Here is a 17,555-nt window from a genome sequence, read left to right on the forward strand (position 1 = left end):
TGACCACGCCCCGCGCTCCCATGCGCCTTGCAAAGGGGTGCTTGCGCCCCTGCTGAGTGGAGAGTAGGGTCGAAGTCGCCACGGCCTTCCAGCTGCCGTGGCCTACCGACTGAATCATGCGCATACCTGTCATTTCCCTGTCACCCATCCCCCAATCCAGGGGCGTGGGTTTTGGTCATGTGCGCGATTTGCATTTGTTCGCGAGCGCCCCGCGTGGGTGCCTCAAGTCTTACCGCGAGGAGGTTGGATCATGTTCGAAGATCAGCAGCGTGACGCTGTCGAAGCCCTGATGAAAGCCGACGCCGAGTTCCGTCGGCTCTACCAACGACACAAGGAGCTCAACAGCAAGGTGGACAATGCCGAAATCGGCGTTCTCCCTGTTGACGACATGACCCTCACTTCGATGAAGAAAGAAAAGTTACATATCAAAGAACGCTTGCAGAACATGTGGGATCACCGGCAAGACCAGGCCATCCACTGATCCACTAAGCGTCAAATACTACAAAGCCCCGGAGCGGAAACGTTCCGGGGCTTTTCATTGGGAATGAAGCATCGGCTCGCTCCTGTCACGTCACGCCCGTTATGATTGCCTTTCATATATCGGCACAGACACCACTCTCCTACGGAGCCTTCATGACGGTCAACGCAAGCGTCCTCGAGCTGATTGGCAACACTCCCATGGTGCGCGCACAGCGCCTGGATACCGGGCATTGCGAGTTGTTCCTGAAACTGGAAAGCGCAAACCCGGGTGGCTCGATCAAGGACCGCATCGGCCTATCGATGATCGAAGGCGCGGAAAAAGCCGGCAAAATCAAGCCTGGCGCCACGCTGGTCGAGGGTACCGCCGGCAACACTGGCCTGGGACTGGCACTGGTCGCGCAGGCAAAGGGCTATCGCCTGGTGCTGGTCGTGCCCGACAAGATGAGTCGCGAAAAGATCTTCAACTTGAAAGCCATGGGCGCCGAAGTGGTGCTCACGCGTTCGGACGTCGCCAAGGGGCATCCGGAGTATTACCAGGATATGGCCGAGCGCATCGCGCGCGAAACGCCCGGCGCCTATTTCATCAATCAGTTCGGCAACCCCGACAACCCCCGCGCGCATATCGAAACCACCGGCCCGGAAATCCTTCGGCAGATGGACGGCAAAGTTGATGCGGTGGTCGTCGGCTGCGGTTCTTCCGGCACCATGACGGGCTTGTCGCAATACTTCGCCAAGAACTCGCCGAACACGCAAATCGTCCTGGCTGATCCGGTCGGTTCCATTCTTGCGCAGTACATCAACGAAGGTGTGCTTTCCACCAAGTCCGGCAGTTGGATGGTGGAAGGTATCGGTGAAGATTTCCTGCCCACCATTAGCGATTTCTCGCGCGTGAAAAAAGCCTATGCCATCTCCGACAAGGAAAGCTTCCTTGCCGCGCGCGAACTGCTCGCAAAAGAAGGCATTCTGGGCGGCTCTTCCACCGGTACGCTGCTGTCCGCCGCACTGAAATACTGCCGCGAGCAGACCGAGCCCAAGCGCGTAGTGACACTGGTATGCGACACGGGCAACAAATACCTGTCGAAGATGTACAACGACTACTGGATGCTCGACAACGGCTTCATCGACCGTGAGCAGCATGGCGATCTGCGCGATTTGCTGCTGCGCCCGTTCTCGCGCCGCGACACCGTGGTGGTCGGTGCGAATGAGCTGCTGATGACGGCTTATACACGCATGAAGCTTTATGACATCTCTCAGCTGCCGGTGATGGATGGTCAACGCATCGTCGGCATCCTCGATGAATCCGATGTCTTAATGCATGTACATACTGATGAAATGCGTTTCCGTGACAACGTAGCTACGGCGATGATCAGCGATCTGCAAATGCTCGACGTGCGCTCACCGATGCAGGCATTGCTGCCCGTGTTCGAGCGCGGTCACGTCGCTATCGTCATGGACGGTGAGCAATTCCTTGGTCTGATCACGCGCATCGACTTGTTGAACTATCTGCGCCGCAAAGTGCATTGATAGTTCTCTCCCTCCCATGCGAAGTAGGGGGGTACTTTCTCTTCTCCTCCTGCAAGCAGGAGGAGGTGGGGCTGTACGAACTTGCCTCGATACAAATGTACGAATGCGCTTCCAATCCCTTTTGTAAGGGACATGTCTCGCCTAAAGTGAACCCTGCGAGCGAAAGCCTGTCGAAACGGCCAATCGTCAAAGTCGCCGCCTTCACAACGCCTGCAATAGGAAATAGACCATGTGTGGAATCGTTGCCGCCACTGCCCAACGCGATGTCGCGCCACTCCTGATCGCAGGCCTTAAAGCACTCGAATATCGCGGCTACGACTCTGCCGGCTTGGCCGTATTGGAAGACGGCGAAGTCCATCGCGTGCGTGCCAAAGGCAAAGTGCGCGAAATGGAATCGCTCTACCTCGCAGCGCCGTTCCCCGGTGGCACCGGCATCGCGCATACCCGCTGGGCAACCCATGGCGTTCCCAATGAAGTGAACGCACATCCGCACATGATCGGCCGCGTCACCATCGTGCATAACGGCATCATCGAGAACTACGCAAAGCTGCGTACGGATCTGCAAGTCAAAGGCTATGTGTTCACTTCCGAAACCGATACGGAGGTGATGGCTGCCTTGATCGACCTGCATCTAACCCAAGGCATGAAACTGCGCGAAGCGGTGCTCGCCACCGTGCGCGAACTCGAAGGCGCCTACGCCATCGCCGTCATTGACCGCGATGAGCCAGGCCATGTTGTCGGTGCGCGCCGCGGTGCACCGCTGCTGGTTGGTGTGGGCATCGGCGAGAATTTCCTTGGCTCCGATGCACAAGCACTGGTGCAAGTCACCAACAAGATCATCTACCTCGAAGAAGGTGACATCGTCGAGATCAGCCGCGAAAACGTGCAGGTCTACACCTTGGATGGAAAAGCGGTCGAGCGCGGCATCCAGGAAAGCGAACTATCCGCCGATGCCGTGGAGCGCGGCGAATACCGCCACTACATGCAAAAAGAAATCTTCGAGCAGCCACACGCCGTGGCCAATACACTCGAAGCCCGCATCAACGCACACGGCGTATTGCCAAACGTCTTCGGTATTGATGGCGACGAGTTGTTGGCGAAAGTAAAAGGCGTGCACATCGTTGCTTGCGGCACCAGCTATCACGCCGGCCTGGTGGCGAAGTATTGGATCGAAGACTACGCGCGTCTGCCCGTCAACGTAGAAGTGGCCAGCGAATACCGCTATCGCGAAACGGTGGTGCCGGAAGGCACCTTGTTCGTCGCCATCTCGCAATCCGGCGAAACGGCCGACACGCTCGCCGCCATGCGCGAATCACGCCGCCGCGGCTATCTCGGCACACTCGCCATCTGCAACGTGCCTGAATCTTCCGTCGTACGCGAAGCTGATCTGAAACTGATGACACGCGCCGGCCCCGAAATCGGCGTCGCTTCCACCAAGGCATTCACCACCCAGCTCGCAGCACTCGCACTGCTCACCTTGCACCTTGCCAAGCAGCACGGTTTGGACGAAGCGCGTTATCGCGACCTCACCGAACAACTGCTGCGCCTGCCGCGCATTCTCGATGAAGCGCTGAAGCTGGAACCGCAAGTGATCGAACTGGCCGAACGCTTCGTCCAACGCCATCACGCGCTGTTCCTGGGCCGTGGCGTGGAGTATCCGGTGGCGATGGAAGGCGCGCTAAAGCTCAAGGAAATCTCCTATATCCACGCCGAAGCCTACGCCGCAGGCGAACTGAAACACGGCCCGCTGGCCCTGGTCGACGAAGACATGCCCGTCATCGCCGTCGCCCCCAACGGCCCGCTACTCGACAAACTCAAATCCAACCTGCAGGAAGTCCGCGCCCGCGGCGGCGAACTGATCGTCTTCGCCGATGCCAAGGCACACTTCGACGGCAATCCAGCACGTGGTGCGGTGTTGCGCATCGATGCAGGCGGCGATTTCATCGCACCTGCGGTATTCACTGTGCCACTGCAATTGCTCGCTTACCACGTCGCTGTCTTGCGCGGCACCGACGTGGATCAGCCGCGTAATTTGGCAAAATCTGTGACCGTGGAATAAGTGCGGTTCTGAGAAGAATCGCGCTTGCTTAAGTGCACGAAGTCGGAGGCTTGCCACGATCAACTCCCTCCCCTACGTGTAGTAGGGGAGGGTTGGGGTGGGGTGAAGCAATCTTGCGTTGAATTCGAGTTGCACGGCAAACCCCTGCAGCATTACCCCAGTCTTACCCTGCCCGCAGGGCATAGACACATCGTGGCAAGAAACCAGATGTCTGCTTAATTAGGTAAGTGCCATTCGATTCTGAGCGCGATCCATAACTGCTCAGTGTTTAGAGAGCTTGCAGGAAAGACTTCAAGTCCTCCCTTTCCTCCACCGTGAGCTGTAATGGGCGACCAGCCTGCAAGCTGCGGTAGTAAACCTCTCGATCAATCGCATCATCCAGTGTGGCGACGCTTCCATCGTGCATATAAGGCGCGGTATGTGAAACGTCGCGCAGCGACGGTGTTCGGAACAACCCTATGTCGGCAGGGTCCTGCGTAACATTGAAACGACCCAGCTGCGCTTCATCCGCATGCGTAGCGACGCGGTTGCCAATGGCTCCACCTTGCAGAGAGCGCTTAATGACGTCTTCGGTGAGATTGGGTAGGTTCGCCGTGATCGCATCGAGGCCCATACCCGTCCGGTGATAAGCGTGATCCGTGAGTACGGCAGGCGCGCCTCCCAATCGATGGCATTCTGCGCAATGCCCCTTGCCTTTGAAGATGGCGAGGCCAAGGAGTGCGCGTTGGTCCAACGCCGTTTTGTCGCCATGTAAGGCATAACGGTCGTACGCGCTTTCGGGCGATCTCAGTGATCGAACGTATTCCGCCAGCGCTGCTGCAATGTGTTCGGAAGAGATGACTGGTTTTGCTTCTGGAAAGGCTTGCGCAAAAGCTGACGTATACGCTGAATCTTCCTGCACGCGCTGAAGCAACTCAGCCTGGTTATGCAATCCCATCTCAACAGGATTGGTCAGCGGATCCAGCACCGCTTGATCCAAGGAGCTACGTCGACCATCCCAGAAGAAGGATGTTTCCTGAGCTTCCTCAAGCGTCATCAAGCTCGGCGTATTGCGTGTACCGGTGCGTCCTTCCACACCAACCGCCACGCGTCGTCCATCGGTATAGCCTTTTTCGGGCATGTGGCACGACGCGCAACGGACCGTGCCGTCAGCGCTGAGATGAGGATCATTGAAGAGCTGCTTACCCAAGGCAATACGCTGAGTAAGCAGCACCCACGTATCGGGCTGGCGTACAACCTTATGGCTGATGGCTACAGCACCCACGACCAAACAGCCAGATAGGGCGATCAACCCGATCCAGCGGAAGAAGCGTGATGTCGGCAACCCCGACATGGATAGTTCGTACAGCTCTGCCGAATTACATGGTGACAAAGCGCAAGGTTGCGCCACTGGTCTTTAATGCAGCGGTGTCGGCCGCTTGCTCGGACGCATCACTCACCACCATCACGACGATGCCTTTCATGACATCGGCCTTCCGAAACCGGGGTCAGGTTGCACTTTCATCGGGTAACCTCGACTTTCTTGGCCTTCCGATCCTGGCCGGTCCAGCACGCCGCCCGAGTTGGGCCTCAATGGCTGCACGAAAGCGCTCAGAGCCGTAGACATGCTGGCTTTGCAAATGTCGCCGAATATCTTCAAGTTCTTCGGATGGGGCGGCATGCATCACGAATGTGCGATACGCGTCACAACGCTCTGTCGCATCGGCGCCAAGTGAAAGATATGACGGGTGCGGCCGGACTAGGAGGTTAGGTGCCCCAAGCGCATTGTAGGTGAAACTCGACCATGAATAGTTTTGGGGCATCGCGACCATTCGCGCTCGAAGTGGGTTCAATTCGATGTAACGGTAACAGCGCAGAATATACGAATCGTTATCCACCAGGCACGACTTGTATCGGCCTTCCCACAAGGTGCCCGTACGACGGTACCGATCATTGACATACCGTACATAGCGACGCCCAAGTGCCTGCATGACTCGTGCAATCTGTCCACTGTCGGTGGGCGTCATCAGAAGATGGACATGATTAGTCATTAGAACGTAAGCATGTACGACGCAATGCTCGTGCAGAGTAATTTCGCGAAGTTCATCAAGGTAGCGAATACGATCGATGTCGGTGAAGAAGCATGGTTGCCTATCGTTGCCGCGTTGGACAATGTGCTGGGGAATATAGGGGAGATCGAGTCGGGGCTGGCGAGGCATGGATCTTGGGTCCGTTACAGAGTGACCTCATCATGAGGATGGGCAAGATCGATGGCTATCGGTAACTATCGCGTTCAAGTGACGGAAAGTGCAACCTGACCCCGGTTTGAAAAAAACCTTGTCTCCCTAAGAAAGGAGCAACGGCGCCGGTTATTCGAAGCTGGAAGTCTGTATTGTGAGCCTTATCTAAAGCTAGCCGACACTATTGAGCAACTTAGGTGTTATGTATGAAAAGGGTGGATCTTTTAAAATTCGTGACGTCACTATTTATCTTGACCTTTCCACTTTTAGTGCGGGGTGATGATGCCCTGGGTGTCATAAATGAGAGGCAAGAGAAAGCTTTTATCTCTTACTTGATAGGTGGTGGGGTAGATGTAGGGCTGCTTAATGGTTTGCCTGATTTTAAGCAAGGCGATTTGGATCCCCTTATGGTGGTTACGGGAAGGCCTTGTATTCTTCCTAACCGTAACGAATCACTGCATTCTGTTGCATATGCCATTGTGTTAGGGGCGAGTCAGAGAAGAATGCTATTTCAGTTCACGCTAACGCCCGCTGTTAAAAAAGGCGAAGCAGGGACTAGCTTGACTCAGCTGGTGAGAAATAGATCGGTAACGCAGTATTGGGTTTGGATGGCGCCTGAAAATCCTCAAGGTATGGGGACAGTGATTGATTTTAAATCTCTGTCTGCAAGAGGGGTGTGCGATTAGGACAAGTGAACTTTTTCCATCTATGTGGATGGTGATCCAATCGTCGTGGTCAACTTTTTGGGTGGGCTGGCAGCGAAAATCAGGTGTGGCAGTGCTCGTACTAGTTGGATGACCGGTAGCCGAGGGTGGAATGAAGCCAATGGGTGTTGTAGAAATTGACGACGTAGTCGGCGATGTCTGGCGCCGCCTTCAGATGATTGGCGTAATCGCATTGCACCGGCAACAATTGTCCGTTCTGTACGAGACGCTATCTATAGCGGCCTTCCTAGAGTTTTTCTGTGCGGCAATAGTAGTGGTAAATATCCATCCAATACATCGGCCAAAACATTTTTATGAACTTGAATCTTGTGGTATCGATTCTGGGTTTCGCTATTATTTTATGCGCAACGGTGTGCACGCTTCGTTTTGTTTACGACTATCGAGTGAAAAATCATTCCATAGAAATCGTCCTGTTTCGTGCATTGCCTATTTATCGAATACCCGTTGACAACATTGATTTGATTCAAAAGTCGTCTTGGTTAGGTCTCGGCATTGGTGGAGCCGCCCTTCGATTCGGTAATCGAATTTTCGGCACTTGCGTTTTGGTTCGCAGGCGAAGTGGATTGTTCCGTCGGATCGTGATCACACCCGAAGACGCCGATAAATTCATCAACGACGTGATCGCGGCCCAGCAAAGAATTTAGAGTCAACTTTGATCATAGATACTAGCAAGTGATGGAGGGTGGCTATCTCGCTGCGACGTCTTTGCGTGTTTGGGAATGTCTATACAAAGCTCCCTACGACTTCCGGCATGCCCGGACTTTCGGCACCCTCATTTTCTAAGGCACTCCTGATAGCTTGCACGCAATAGCCATCAGTACGATGCGCGTCCGTCGCTGCGCGGCAGCATCTAAGGGGGCTTATTTGCCATATCTAACGGCTTGGTTCTTGCCTAAAAGGGTGCCTAAACGTATGACATATCTCGCCATTGTCGGACTGCTCGGCATTGTCTCAGCCCAAGTTTCATATGCAGGGTCGCCACAGAATTCCGCTTCTACGCAGGCATGTGCGTCTTCTCGTTTGAATATCGACGGCAATCGCATCTGGGTCGATGAGGAGGGGGCGGGAAACGTTACGGTCGTTTTTGAGTCAGGATTCGGAAACGACTCCAGCGTGTGGTCTGGCATCGCGCCGAAAATTCGTGCCGCGGGTGTGAGGACATTGGTCTATGACCGTGCTGGTCTAGGTAGAAGCAGCATCAATACGGATGTGCCCTACAGTCTCGACAACGACGTTCATGTCATGCGAGCTATGATTGCAGCGTGTGGTGTCGATGGGCCTATCGTGATGGTTGCGCATTCGTATGGGGGAGCTATCAGCCTGGTGGCGGCTTCTCAGGATGAGCACATCAAGGGACTTGTTCTGCTTGATGCTGTCGTTCCCAATGTTTGGCCGAAAAGTGAGGTCGATAAAAATCAGACCACGATGCGAGCGCAATACGATGAGATTCGGCAAAAAGCGCCTGCGCTCGCCAAGGTGGCCATTCCTTTTGCCGAAGCGATGCCCGCAACCGCTAAAGAAATCAACGCTATTTCCGTTCCGGCTACGCTTCCCATCATCGATATCGTCGCGGAAAAAGGGCAGAATGATCCTGCAAGCGCGCAGATATGGCGCGATGCGCACGCACAGTTCACTGGCGACAATCCGCACCGCGAACATGTCCTTGCCGTTGGCAGTTCACACAAGGTGATGCTCGACCAGCCCGATCTGGTCGTGAAAGAAATCTTGAGAATGCTTCAGAAGACGCAGGCGTTGTAATGTGCCGGCGTCTCTGTTTTTCGACATGGACTATCTACGAGACCGCCCATAGAAATATCCCAAGGCGGCACCGCTATCCCTGGAGATGGTTGAACTTGTGATGTCGTGTTATCGGCTTTTGATATACCGAACCAGCATCGTACTAAGCACGATATAGCCCAGCATGATGAAAATCCGGCCAGATGTATGCGGCAACGTAAAGAAGAGAAGAATGAATATGCCGATCTGAATCGGCCAAGCGAATTTCGCAAGCAATTCCATGAGTGCCCCCTGTTGAATCAAATACGTCGAGTTGGTACTTGAAAGAGCGTTCTTTGCTCACCGCACTATTAAGCTTACTTCCCCTGCCGCTCGTCAAAGAGAAGCTGATCGAGGCAGGCGCTGGGGATGCTCTGATCTATTCTACGCGCCGGCATAATATCTGTTAAATTAAAAATGTCGGGGATGCGCATACCAGTACGATAACGAGTACGTGGAATATATCAGGACCTCCTAGGGTAGGGGTTTGAGGTTTCTAGTCCGTCTTTGGGGGATCATGGCCAGACGCCGCTGGCAGATGGCATGGCTGCGGGCAACCAAAAGGTTACTATGGAAATCAATGCCGCATGGTCGGTGACACTGACCGGCAAGACGGTCAATGGCAAGGAAGCAGCAGCCATATGGGAGCAGGTGGCCCAGCTGATGCGCCTCGAGCCCGCCGCCTTTCAAGAACGTATTCGTAATCGTTTGCCGTTCACCCTCAAGCCGGTCAGTCAGACCGAGGCGTGCGGGCAACGCGATGCCTTGATCGCGGCCGGTGCGGAAGCGGTGGCACTGGCCGATCGCGGCGATCGTCAGCTGTGGCTGCGGACCGAGCAAGGCCTTTGCGGTCCGGTCAGCGAAGCGTATGCGCGTCATGCGGTCGAACACGGCACCCTGGATCGGCAACTCAATGTCTGCATCAAGGGAGAAAATATCTGGCAGACACTGGAAGCTGCACTGGGCTTGTCGGGTGCGCCGAAGCTGCCGACGAAACACGAAGTAGCTAATTCGCTGGACACTTCGGCAGCGGCGCCGCCACCGCCGCAACGTGCGACAAGCAAGCGATTCGACACCTCGGCTCCGACAGAGCCATTGCAGCGCCGCCCGCCCAGCGAGCTACCGATAGATGGATACGAGATAAAAATCCATGCCGGCTTCTGGTTGCGTTTTGTGGCGCGGATTATCGATGGACTGGCGATACGCGCCGGGCTCTATGTGCTCGAGCATATTTTTTCCGGCTCGATCGCGATACTAGGTTTGCTCGAGCTGGCCGTTCTTCTGCTCTATTTCCCGCTGTGGGAGTCGAGCGCCACGCAAGCAACGCCGGGCAAGATGGCGATAGGTCTGCAGGTCACCGATGCCTACGGCAATCGGATCGGATTCTGGCAAGCGTTTGGGCGTAATTTCGGTGTAATCGTTTCGTATTTTACGCTTTTGATCGGCTTCATCATGGCGGGGATGACGGCCCGCAAGCAGGCTCTGCACGATTTGATAGCCGGCACCTTCGTTGTGCGCAAGCAAGAGCTGCAGGCGTGGCAACAGGGGCAGGTGCAGTTGGATAGAGATGATCCTGAGGCCTATCGCAAAGGGATGCCCGTTTGGGGGATCGCCGTGCTGGTGACAGTCGGCGCTTTTGTAGTGACCCCCGTCGTCGCGGCAGTCAGCTACGGAGGCTATCAGCGATACGTGGCGCGCGATCAGCTAAGTGAAGCGATCGAGCTTGCCGACAGCGCAAAACAAGCGGTTGCCGCTCAATTGAAATGGACCCGCATGCCGCCGACCAACAACGCCGTGGTGGGCATCGGCGCTCCTGAGACATTCGCCGGCAAATACGTTTCGTCGGTTGCGATCAAGGATGGCGTTGTGGAGGTGACTTTTGGCAATCAGGCCGCCCCCATCTTGCGTGATAAGCACCTGTTGTTCATACCGTCGCGCGCGAACGGCGATGTGACCTGGAGTTGCGGAAGTAGCGATATCGCGAAATTCATTTACACCACCACCTGTCTCCCTTGATAGCCGCAACGCGAAGGATTACAGCGTTCCGGACTTGTCATAAAGGACCATCTGCATACGGCCATCACCCCTGAGGTAGCATAGTCAGCGCCACAGTCAGGGGGTGTACGGCGCATGGTCTCGACAGGGGAGCTCATTGCATTGAGTCCCGTGCTCGTCGTGGACGACGACGAGTCAACCCAGCAGCGCCTTGTTCGCCTGCTGTCGGACCTGCTTGGCGCGACGCATGATATTGCGGTTGCGGACACTGTGGCGGATGCCAAAGCCATCGTCCCGGTCTTCAAGCCTCGCCTGGCGCTGGTCGACATTGGATTGCCTGATGGCAACGGTGTGGAACTGATCGGCTGGGTTGAAAATCATCATCCTGATACGACGACGGTAGCGATCTCGGCGTGGGGGCATGAAGAAATCGTATTGGCGGCCTTGCGTGCCGGTGCCGTCGGATACCTGATGAAGGAGCGGGACGATGTCGAGCTTCGCGCTGCCTTGCAAAGCATCCGCCGCGGCGGTGCATTGATCGATCCGCTTATCGCGCGTCGCATTCTTTCCTACATTCCATTTGTGTCCAAGGACAACCTCGCGCCGTCTGTCTCTCCCACCGAATCATTGGTCAGGAACGACATATCGCTTTCAGAGCGCGAATCGGAAATTTTGCAATTTGTCGCGCAGGGATTCAGCAATCGCGAAATCGCTGATCTTACCGGTCTCTCTCGCTTTACCATCGAAGGCTATACGAAGAGCATCTATCGCAAACTGGCGGTCAGCTCACGCACAGCTGCGGTGTTCGAAGCCAAGTCCATGGGGTTGCTGTAGATATGCGCGTGTTTTTCGTTCTGTTGCTCGCGTGTGGGTTGTTTGCATCTTCAGTTGCCGCAGAGCAAATCCCATCGACGACGAATGCAACCATCGAGCTTCAATCTGCCGAGGCGGCACCGGCCGACTGGCATTCCGAAGCGCCGCCGGTCGATGGCTGGACGCCCGTCAAGCTAATGGACTTGTGGGATACCCGTTGGCCTCATCACGATGGCGTGGTGTGGTATCGACTGCATTGGAATCAAACGAGCACCGATCAACCGGTAGGCTTGTTCATCGATTACGTCAGTTTGGCATATGTCCTCTACGTCAATGGCAACCGGATCTATAGCGACACTCATCTGGTGGAGCCGCTTTCACGTACGTGGATCCGGCCACAATATTTCCTGATCGACAAGCCGCTGCTTCGCCAGGGGCAAAATACGCTGCTGGTGCGTGTGTCGGGATTAGCCGGCTATCAGCCGGGATTCGGCGCCGTTACGATCGGGAATCCCGATGCAGTGCAAGCACGCGAACGTCGAGGCGAGTTTTTGCGCTACAACGTGCAAGTATTCGATCTATCCGTGAGCTTCGTATTCGGTGGGTTGTTCTTCCTGCTTTGGCTGTTGCGGCGCAAAGACACCTACTATGGCTGGTATGCGTTGTGCACCGTGGTTTGGTCGTTGTATACGATCAATTTCCTTGCCTCCAGCCCATGGCCATTCAATAACACCCCTGCCTGGGAGGCTATTAATGCCGCGGCGTACTTCGCGTCGACGGTAACGTTTGCCATATTCCTGCTTCGTTACGCGGGTTATCAGTGGCCGCGTACCGAAGGAATCATGCTGGTGCTTTGCGTGGCGCTATTTGCCGTCGCCCTGTTATGCCCTCAATGGACGGGTCACTATCGCGCCGTCGCCATTATCTTCGGTTGCAGCATCTATTACGTGGCCATCTTTGGGTTCATGGGTTATGCCTGGCGGCACCCGCGCGCCGATAACTACGCGTTGGCTGGCAGCCTGCTGATTCCCTTGGTCGTGTCTGCGCACGACATGTTGCTGTTTCTTGGCGTCATTCGCAGCGATAGCTATCTGCTGGCGGTGACCTCGCCGATTACAATCATCGGCATGGGTAGTGCGCTTGCCTATCGTTTTGCCGTCGCCATGCGACGGGCGGAAAATTTCAACCTGGAACTGCAGCGTGAGGTGCAAGCGGCGACCGGTCAATTGACGGAGACGCTCAAGCGCGAGCATGACCTGGCTTTGAACAATGCTCGCATCGGCGAGCGCCTCAATCTCGTTCGCGACCTGCACGACGGTTTTGGCGGCAGCCTGCTCGCCGCCATTTCGACGCTCGAAAACCCGCGTCTTCCGCCCGAACCTGCACAAGTTGTTATCACCCTCAAGGAGCTGCGCGACGACTTGCGCCTGATCATCGATACGACGACGCATGAGCGTGATACCGATCTGGCCGGTCTGCTTGCCCCGTTGCGGCATCGCTGGAGTCAGCGTTTTGAGGCGATCGCCATCGACAATCGCTGGACTGTGGAGGGTGTGGACGATCTAAGTCTGGGCGCTATGCGCGTGTTGGAGTTGCTTCGCTTCTTGCAAGAGTCTTTGACCAACGTGCTCAAGCACAGCAGTGCATCGCAGGTGCACGTGTACATCCGGCGCAAGGGTGAATGCTTGAACGTGGAAGTGCGCGACGATGGGCAAGGGTTCGATCTGGCTAGCGTGGCGAGGCGAGGTGCGGGCCTGCCAAGCCTGCGCGCCCGCGTCGGCAGGCTCGGCGCCACCTTGCAGATAATGTCGTCGCCGGGAGGCGGTACGCGCCTCAGCTTCGACGTGCCCTTATCTCCAATGGCGCTAACTTAAACCCCTCTCCCTTCGGGAGAGGGGTTTGGGGTGAGGGTACGATCAGCGCGCAATGATAAGAACTGGCGCAAGAAATCGTCATCGCGCCCCGCCCGAACCCTCACCCCCAGCCCCTCTCCCGAGGGGAGAGGGGGCGCCCGCGGCGAACGACGAACAAACGCTTAAGCTAGCGCCATTGCCCTTATCCCCAGTCGCCTAAAACTTCTTTTGCACACCAATTCGGATGCTCTGGTCGTGCGCATGCGGCATCAACAGATACTCATATTCCGTGGTGATCAGCAGATCATTCTGAAGCTGCAAATCGCCGCCGAAACCCACCTGCACGCTAGTCCCGTTTGCCGAATATGGATTTGTCAGCACGTTCCATGAACCCGCCGAGGGAATGAAGGCGTAGCTCAATGCAGTGCTGCTGGTCCCTTGGAAGTCGTGCCCCACTTCCAGGCGTACGTGCGGTATCAGCCAGCCGCTGCTCCACGGAATCTTGCCGCTCGCGCGAACGCCCGCTATGGCTTGCGACGTACGTATCGTCTGGGTGCCATAGGCCAATGCGTCGGCTACGTCGCCGTTTTCTGAGAAAGCATTGAGTGACGACAGTGACCAGGCGAATCGACCATAGGGCGACAGTGACCATGCGCCCGTTTGATATTCGTAGCCCGCTGTGAGCGAAGCGAACCACTGGCTGCCGTTGCGATGGCCGAGCAAATCGGTGCCGCTGTCGATAGCGTATCGGCTGCTGTCGAAACGCAGGCCGCCGCCACCTATAACACCGTCGAGATACACGTGTGCACCCGGTTGGTAGCTGCCGTAGAACGCAGCGGTGTAGCCCTGCGCCACGTTGCGCGTGCCATCGTGATTGATCTCGCTGTTGTCATGGTTGTAGCCGAAGCTTAGGCCTATCAACGCGTGTTCACTGATGCGCTGATCCACGCCGGCGCTGACTGCAATGCTGTCCGAATCAAAACCTGCAGCTTGCCGATACGCATCGAACGTCCCGAAGTTTGCCGTGCCGGCGATCCATGTACCCGGTCCCGAAGCTTGCTTGCCTGCAGTCTGCGTGCTGCTTTGGGATGCTGTGTTTGCCGAAAGCGGTTCGTTGCCGGCACCTTCGCTTGCGCCAATGCCCGGGCGTATCTCGACGAGTCCCTGATTGGACCCCGGCCTATCGGGCAATGGTGTGCCCGATGGTGCACTCAACGGCTTGCCGTCCAGGCTGATGGAAAGGTTATTGCTGAAGCGCGACGTTTCGTTTCCATCATGCAAGCTGTCCAAGCGGTTCTGAATATTGCTGAGCTGATTCTGGGCAAAACGTTCGGCTTGCATGGTCTGTGCGTTGACCAAACCAAGCACGTCCTGATTCCGAGACGGATCGGGCTGGTTGCTCACTAATACAAGAATGTCGATCGTCTGTGATTGCCCGTTCGACGCGACCAGTGCGGTGGTGATCTGCACCAGACCGTGGAAGTTCGACGTGGGCGTGAACGACAACGTGGCAGGTTGGCTCAACGTCGCGCTGCCCGCACCAGCGGGTGAAACACCCAATAGTGCCGACGACACATACGAACCTTGGGCAATGCTGGCCAAGTTCACCGATACGGGGCTCCCTGGTTGCGTGGTTACCGTGCGACTCAGGCCCGAGGCACTGCCTGCTGCCGTCACTGTCACCGTGATAACAGCGGGTGCGGACGCACCGAAGTGATTGCTCAACTGATAGGTGAAGGTGTCAGTACCCGTAAAACCAGAAGCCGGCGTATAGATGATCTGTTCGCCGCTTGCCGTGGCTATTCCGTGTGTTGGCTGCGTCGCTATATTCAAACCGGTCAAAGGCTGAGGGCTGCTTGCCTCAGCGGCTGCTTCGATAAGCACAGGTGTTGCTGTTGTGGTGGCTACCGAAAGTGCGGCGGCAACAGGTGTGCTCAAGGGCGTCACCGTGACCGTAACCGTCGCGGGCGACGAATTTCCGCCCGGGTTGGCTGCTGTATACGTAAACGTATCGGTGCCGCCATAGAACGTTGCAGATGGCGTGTACGTGATGGTTTCGCCCGACACACTCACTGTGCCGTGGCTTGGATTGCTTGCGACGGCGACCCCGGTAACGTCCGTTCCCGCAATCGCACTCGCCAGATTGATACTCGTTGCCGTGTTGTACGGTGTTGTCGCCGATTTGGCTGTAACCGTGGGTACCGCTACTTCGCCCACCGTTACTGTCACCGTTGCAGGCGAAGACGTTCCACCTGGATTGGTGGCCGTGTAGGTAAAACTGTCACTGCCGCCATAGAACGTCGCGGATGGCGTGTACGTGATGGTTTCGCCCGACACGCTCACCGTGCCATGACTTGGATTGCTTGCGACGGCGACGCCAGTAACATCTGTTCCAGAAATAGCATTCGCAAGATTGATGCTCGTTGCGGTGTTGTACTGCGTCGTTGCCGATTTTGCGGCAACTGTGGGCACCGCTACTTGCCCTACCGTCACAGTCACCGTCGCAGGCGAAGACGTTCCACCTGGATTTGTTGCCGTGTAAGTGAAGCTATCAGTGCCCCCATAGAACGTCGCGGACGGCGTGTAAGTCACCGTTTCACCCGATACGCTCACCGTGCCGTGTGTCGGCACGTTGGCGATGTTGACTGCAGTGATGTCCAGCCCCGAAATCGCACTCGCCAGATTGATGCTGGCTGCGGTGTTATATGAAATTGCCGTCGATACGGCAGCAGCAGTGGGTGCGGCCACCGTGCCCACGGTTACCGTTACAGTCGCCGGCGTCGATGTGCCGCCCGGATTGGTTGCGGTGTAAGTGAAACTGTCGGTGCCGCCGTAGAACGTCGCAGACGGTGTGTACATCACCGTTTCGCCCGACACGCTTACCGTGCCATGGCTGGGATTTGCAGCGATATTGACGCCCGTAATATCGAGCCCCGAAATGGCGCTTGCGAGGTTGATGTTCGTCGCCGTGTTGTAGAGCGTTGTTGCCGATGCGGCGGCAACGGTTGGCACTGCTGGCGGATTGACGGTGATCGTCACTGTGGCGAGCGTTGACGTGCCAGCGGCATTGCTGGCCGTATAGGTAAAGCTGTCCGATCCCGTATAGCCGACCGTAGGCGAATACGTGATCGACGTTCCAGCGGCTCTTGCTGTGCCATGCGCAGGTGCACTGACTACCGCAACAGCCGTGGGATTGCCGCTGGTATTCAAGGGAATGGCGTTGTTGCTGCTGTCGAATGCAACGCTGGTGCTAACTGGGCCGGCGGCGGGCGGGGCAAACGTGAACGACCCGCCGGTGTACGTGCCCGCATCGGTGACCACCGTGATCGTCACCGTACCCGAACCGTTGGGCACCGCTGCGGTAATCAACGGAGTGGCACCATAGGTGACGGTGAACGAAGTGGCCGGTATCGCGCCGAAAAGCACCTGCGAGGCGCCCCAGAAACCGGTACCGGAAAGGGTCACCGTGCTGCCGACAGTGGCCGAAGACGGACTGACGCCCGATATCGTGGCACCGACCGATCTGCAGGTAATGCTGTACGTCGTCGAGCTGCCAAGGTTGTTGGTGAGGTTATCGGCGCCTGCGCCCGAATTACTCTCTGTGCCGGAGACGGTATTGCCGTTGGCACTCATTTGCAGGAAGGAACCGCCGTAGAAAAGCTGACCCGGCGTGGTCAGCGTTACCGCGTCGCCTTGATTGACCTGCTGGCTATTGCTCAACAGCTGGATGTATCCGTATCCCGCGATGGTGCCGGATTGCCCGTTGAGCGCTTGGCATCCCGGCGAAGCCAGGGCCAGGCCGGGTAAGCCAAACACACTCAACAGCGCGAGCCAGCTCAGCCCACGCCGAACACGCCCACGGCAAACGTGCCGTGTCCCCCTGTCGTACATGGCGTTCATTCCCCTGTCCCACGCTTTCAAAACCCATCATTGTGTTCATGGCGGCGCGGGTGGACACCCCTGATTTCGGGGGTATGCAGGGTTGGGGGCGATCTATAAAAACCAACTAGCTCGTAATTACATGGACTCGCCCCCGCGCTAAATAAGGCCTCATGGGCCAGCGGTGGAGAGTAAAACTATCCACCGTTCTGTAACGAGCGAGGGCGAGTCC

General features: G+C 56.5%; 13 protein-coding genes. 9 read left to right on the forward strand and 4 right to left on the reverse strand.

Features of this window, described 5'->3' with window-relative positions:
• The first annotated feature begins 250 nt into the window (after positions 1-250).
• The 3 genes from QQJ86_RS14610 to glmS all read left to right on the forward strand — a co-directional run bounded on the left by QQJ86_RS14610 (position 251) and on the right by glmS (position 4,063).
• Entirely contained in the window at positions 251-481 is a 231-nt protein-coding gene (locus QQJ86_RS14610; protein ID WP_284321693.1) for an HP1242/YdcH family protein, read from the forward strand.
• A gap of 152 nt (positions 482-633) precedes the next feature.
• Positions 634-2,004 carry a pyridoxal-phosphate dependent enzyme gene (locus QQJ86_RS14615; RefSeq protein ID WP_284321694.1) on the forward strand — a complete coding sequence of 457 codons (1,371 nt, stop codon included), beginning with the start codon at positions 634-636 and terminating at the stop codon, positions 2,002-2,004.
• A 229-nt stretch (positions 2,005-2,233) separates the two neighbouring features.
• Positions 2,234-4,063 carry a glutamine--fructose-6-phosphate transaminase (isomerizing) gene (gene glmS / locus QQJ86_RS14620; RefSeq protein WP_284321695.1) on the forward strand — a complete coding sequence of 610 codons (1,830 nt, stop codon included), beginning with the start codon at positions 2,234-2,236 and terminating at the stop codon, positions 4,061-4,063.
• Positions 4,064-4,331: 268 nt separating this feature from the next.
• Here the strand turns inward: glmS and QQJ86_RS14625 are convergent, their stop codons facing one another.
• Both QQJ86_RS14625 and QQJ86_RS14630 read right to left on the reverse strand, forming a co-directional pair.
• Positions 4,332-5,396 (reverse strand): cytochrome-c peroxidase, encoded by a 1,065-nt coding sequence (locus QQJ86_RS14625; RefSeq protein WP_284321696.1) that lies wholly within the window; start codon positions 5,394-5,396, stop codon positions 4,332-4,334.
• A 154-nt stretch (positions 5,397-5,550) separates the two neighbouring features.
• Complete coding sequence (locus QQJ86_RS14630; protein WP_284321697.1) at positions 5,551-6,261, reverse strand: transposase; 711 nt, start codon at positions 6,259-6,261, stop codon at positions 5,551-5,553.
• Between the two features lie 227 nt (positions 6,262-6,488).
• Between QQJ86_RS14630 and QQJ86_RS14635 the strand changes: the two genes are divergently transcribed.
• Positions 6,489-6,968 carry a hypothetical protein gene (locus QQJ86_RS14635; RefSeq protein WP_284321698.1) on the forward strand — a complete coding sequence of 160 codons (480 nt, stop codon included), beginning with the start codon at positions 6,489-6,491 and terminating at the stop codon, positions 6,966-6,968.
• A 100-nt stretch (positions 6,969-7,068) separates the two neighbouring features.
• Here QQJ86_RS14635 and QQJ86_RS14640 read toward each other — a convergent pair whose 3' ends face one another.
• Positions 7,069-7,191: a hypothetical protein gene (locus tag QQJ86_RS14640; RefSeq protein ID WP_284321715.1), complete on the reverse strand. Its 123-nt coding sequence runs from the start codon at positions 7,189-7,191 to the stop codon at positions 7,069-7,071.
• A gap of 109 nt (positions 7,192-7,300) precedes the next feature.
• Here QQJ86_RS14640 and QQJ86_RS14645 point away from each other — a divergent pair, with 109 nt between their 5' ends.
• The 5 genes from QQJ86_RS14645 (at position 7,301) to QQJ86_RS14665 (ending at position 13,465) form a co-directional block, all read left to right on the forward strand.
• Positions 7,301-7,651 carry a hypothetical protein gene (locus tag QQJ86_RS14645; protein ID WP_284321699.1) on the forward strand — a complete coding sequence of 117 codons (351 nt, stop codon included), beginning with the start codon at positions 7,301-7,303 and terminating at the stop codon, positions 7,649-7,651.
• A 268-nt stretch (positions 7,652-7,919) separates the two neighbouring features.
• Complete coding sequence (locus QQJ86_RS14650; protein WP_284321700.1) at positions 7,920-8,765, forward strand: alpha/beta fold hydrolase; 846 nt, start codon at positions 7,920-7,922, stop codon at positions 8,763-8,765.
• Positions 8,766-9,326: 561 nt separating this feature from the next.
• Positions 9,327-10,799 (forward strand): RDD family protein, encoded by a 1,473-nt coding sequence (locus QQJ86_RS14655; RefSeq protein WP_284321701.1) that lies wholly within the window; start codon positions 9,327-9,329, stop codon positions 10,797-10,799.
• 150 nt (positions 10,800-10,949) lie between these two features.
• A complete protein-coding gene (locus QQJ86_RS14660) occupies positions 10,950-11,612 on the forward strand; it encodes a response regulator transcription factor (RefSeq protein ID WP_284321714.1) in 663 nt (220 codons plus the stop codon).
• An 8-nt stretch (positions 11,613-11,620) separates the two neighbouring features.
• On the forward strand, positions 11,621-13,465 hold the full coding sequence (locus QQJ86_RS14665) for a sensor histidine kinase (protein WP_284321702.1): 1,845 nt from the start codon (positions 11,621-11,623) through the stop codon (positions 13,463-13,465).
• Between the two features lie 195 nt (positions 13,466-13,660).
• Here QQJ86_RS14665 and QQJ86_RS14670 read toward each other — a convergent pair whose 3' ends face one another.
• Complete coding sequence (locus tag QQJ86_RS14670; protein WP_284321703.1) at positions 13,661-17,344, reverse strand: Ig-like domain-containing protein; 3,684 nt, start codon at positions 17,342-17,344, stop codon at positions 13,661-13,663.
• Positions 17,345-17,555: the final 211 nt, after the last annotated feature.

This window comes from Dyella acidisoli, assembly GCF_030160295.1.
Taxonomy (GTDB): Bacteria; Pseudomonadota; Gammaproteobacteria; order Xanthomonadales; family Rhodanobacteraceae; genus Dyella_B; species Dyella_B acidisoli.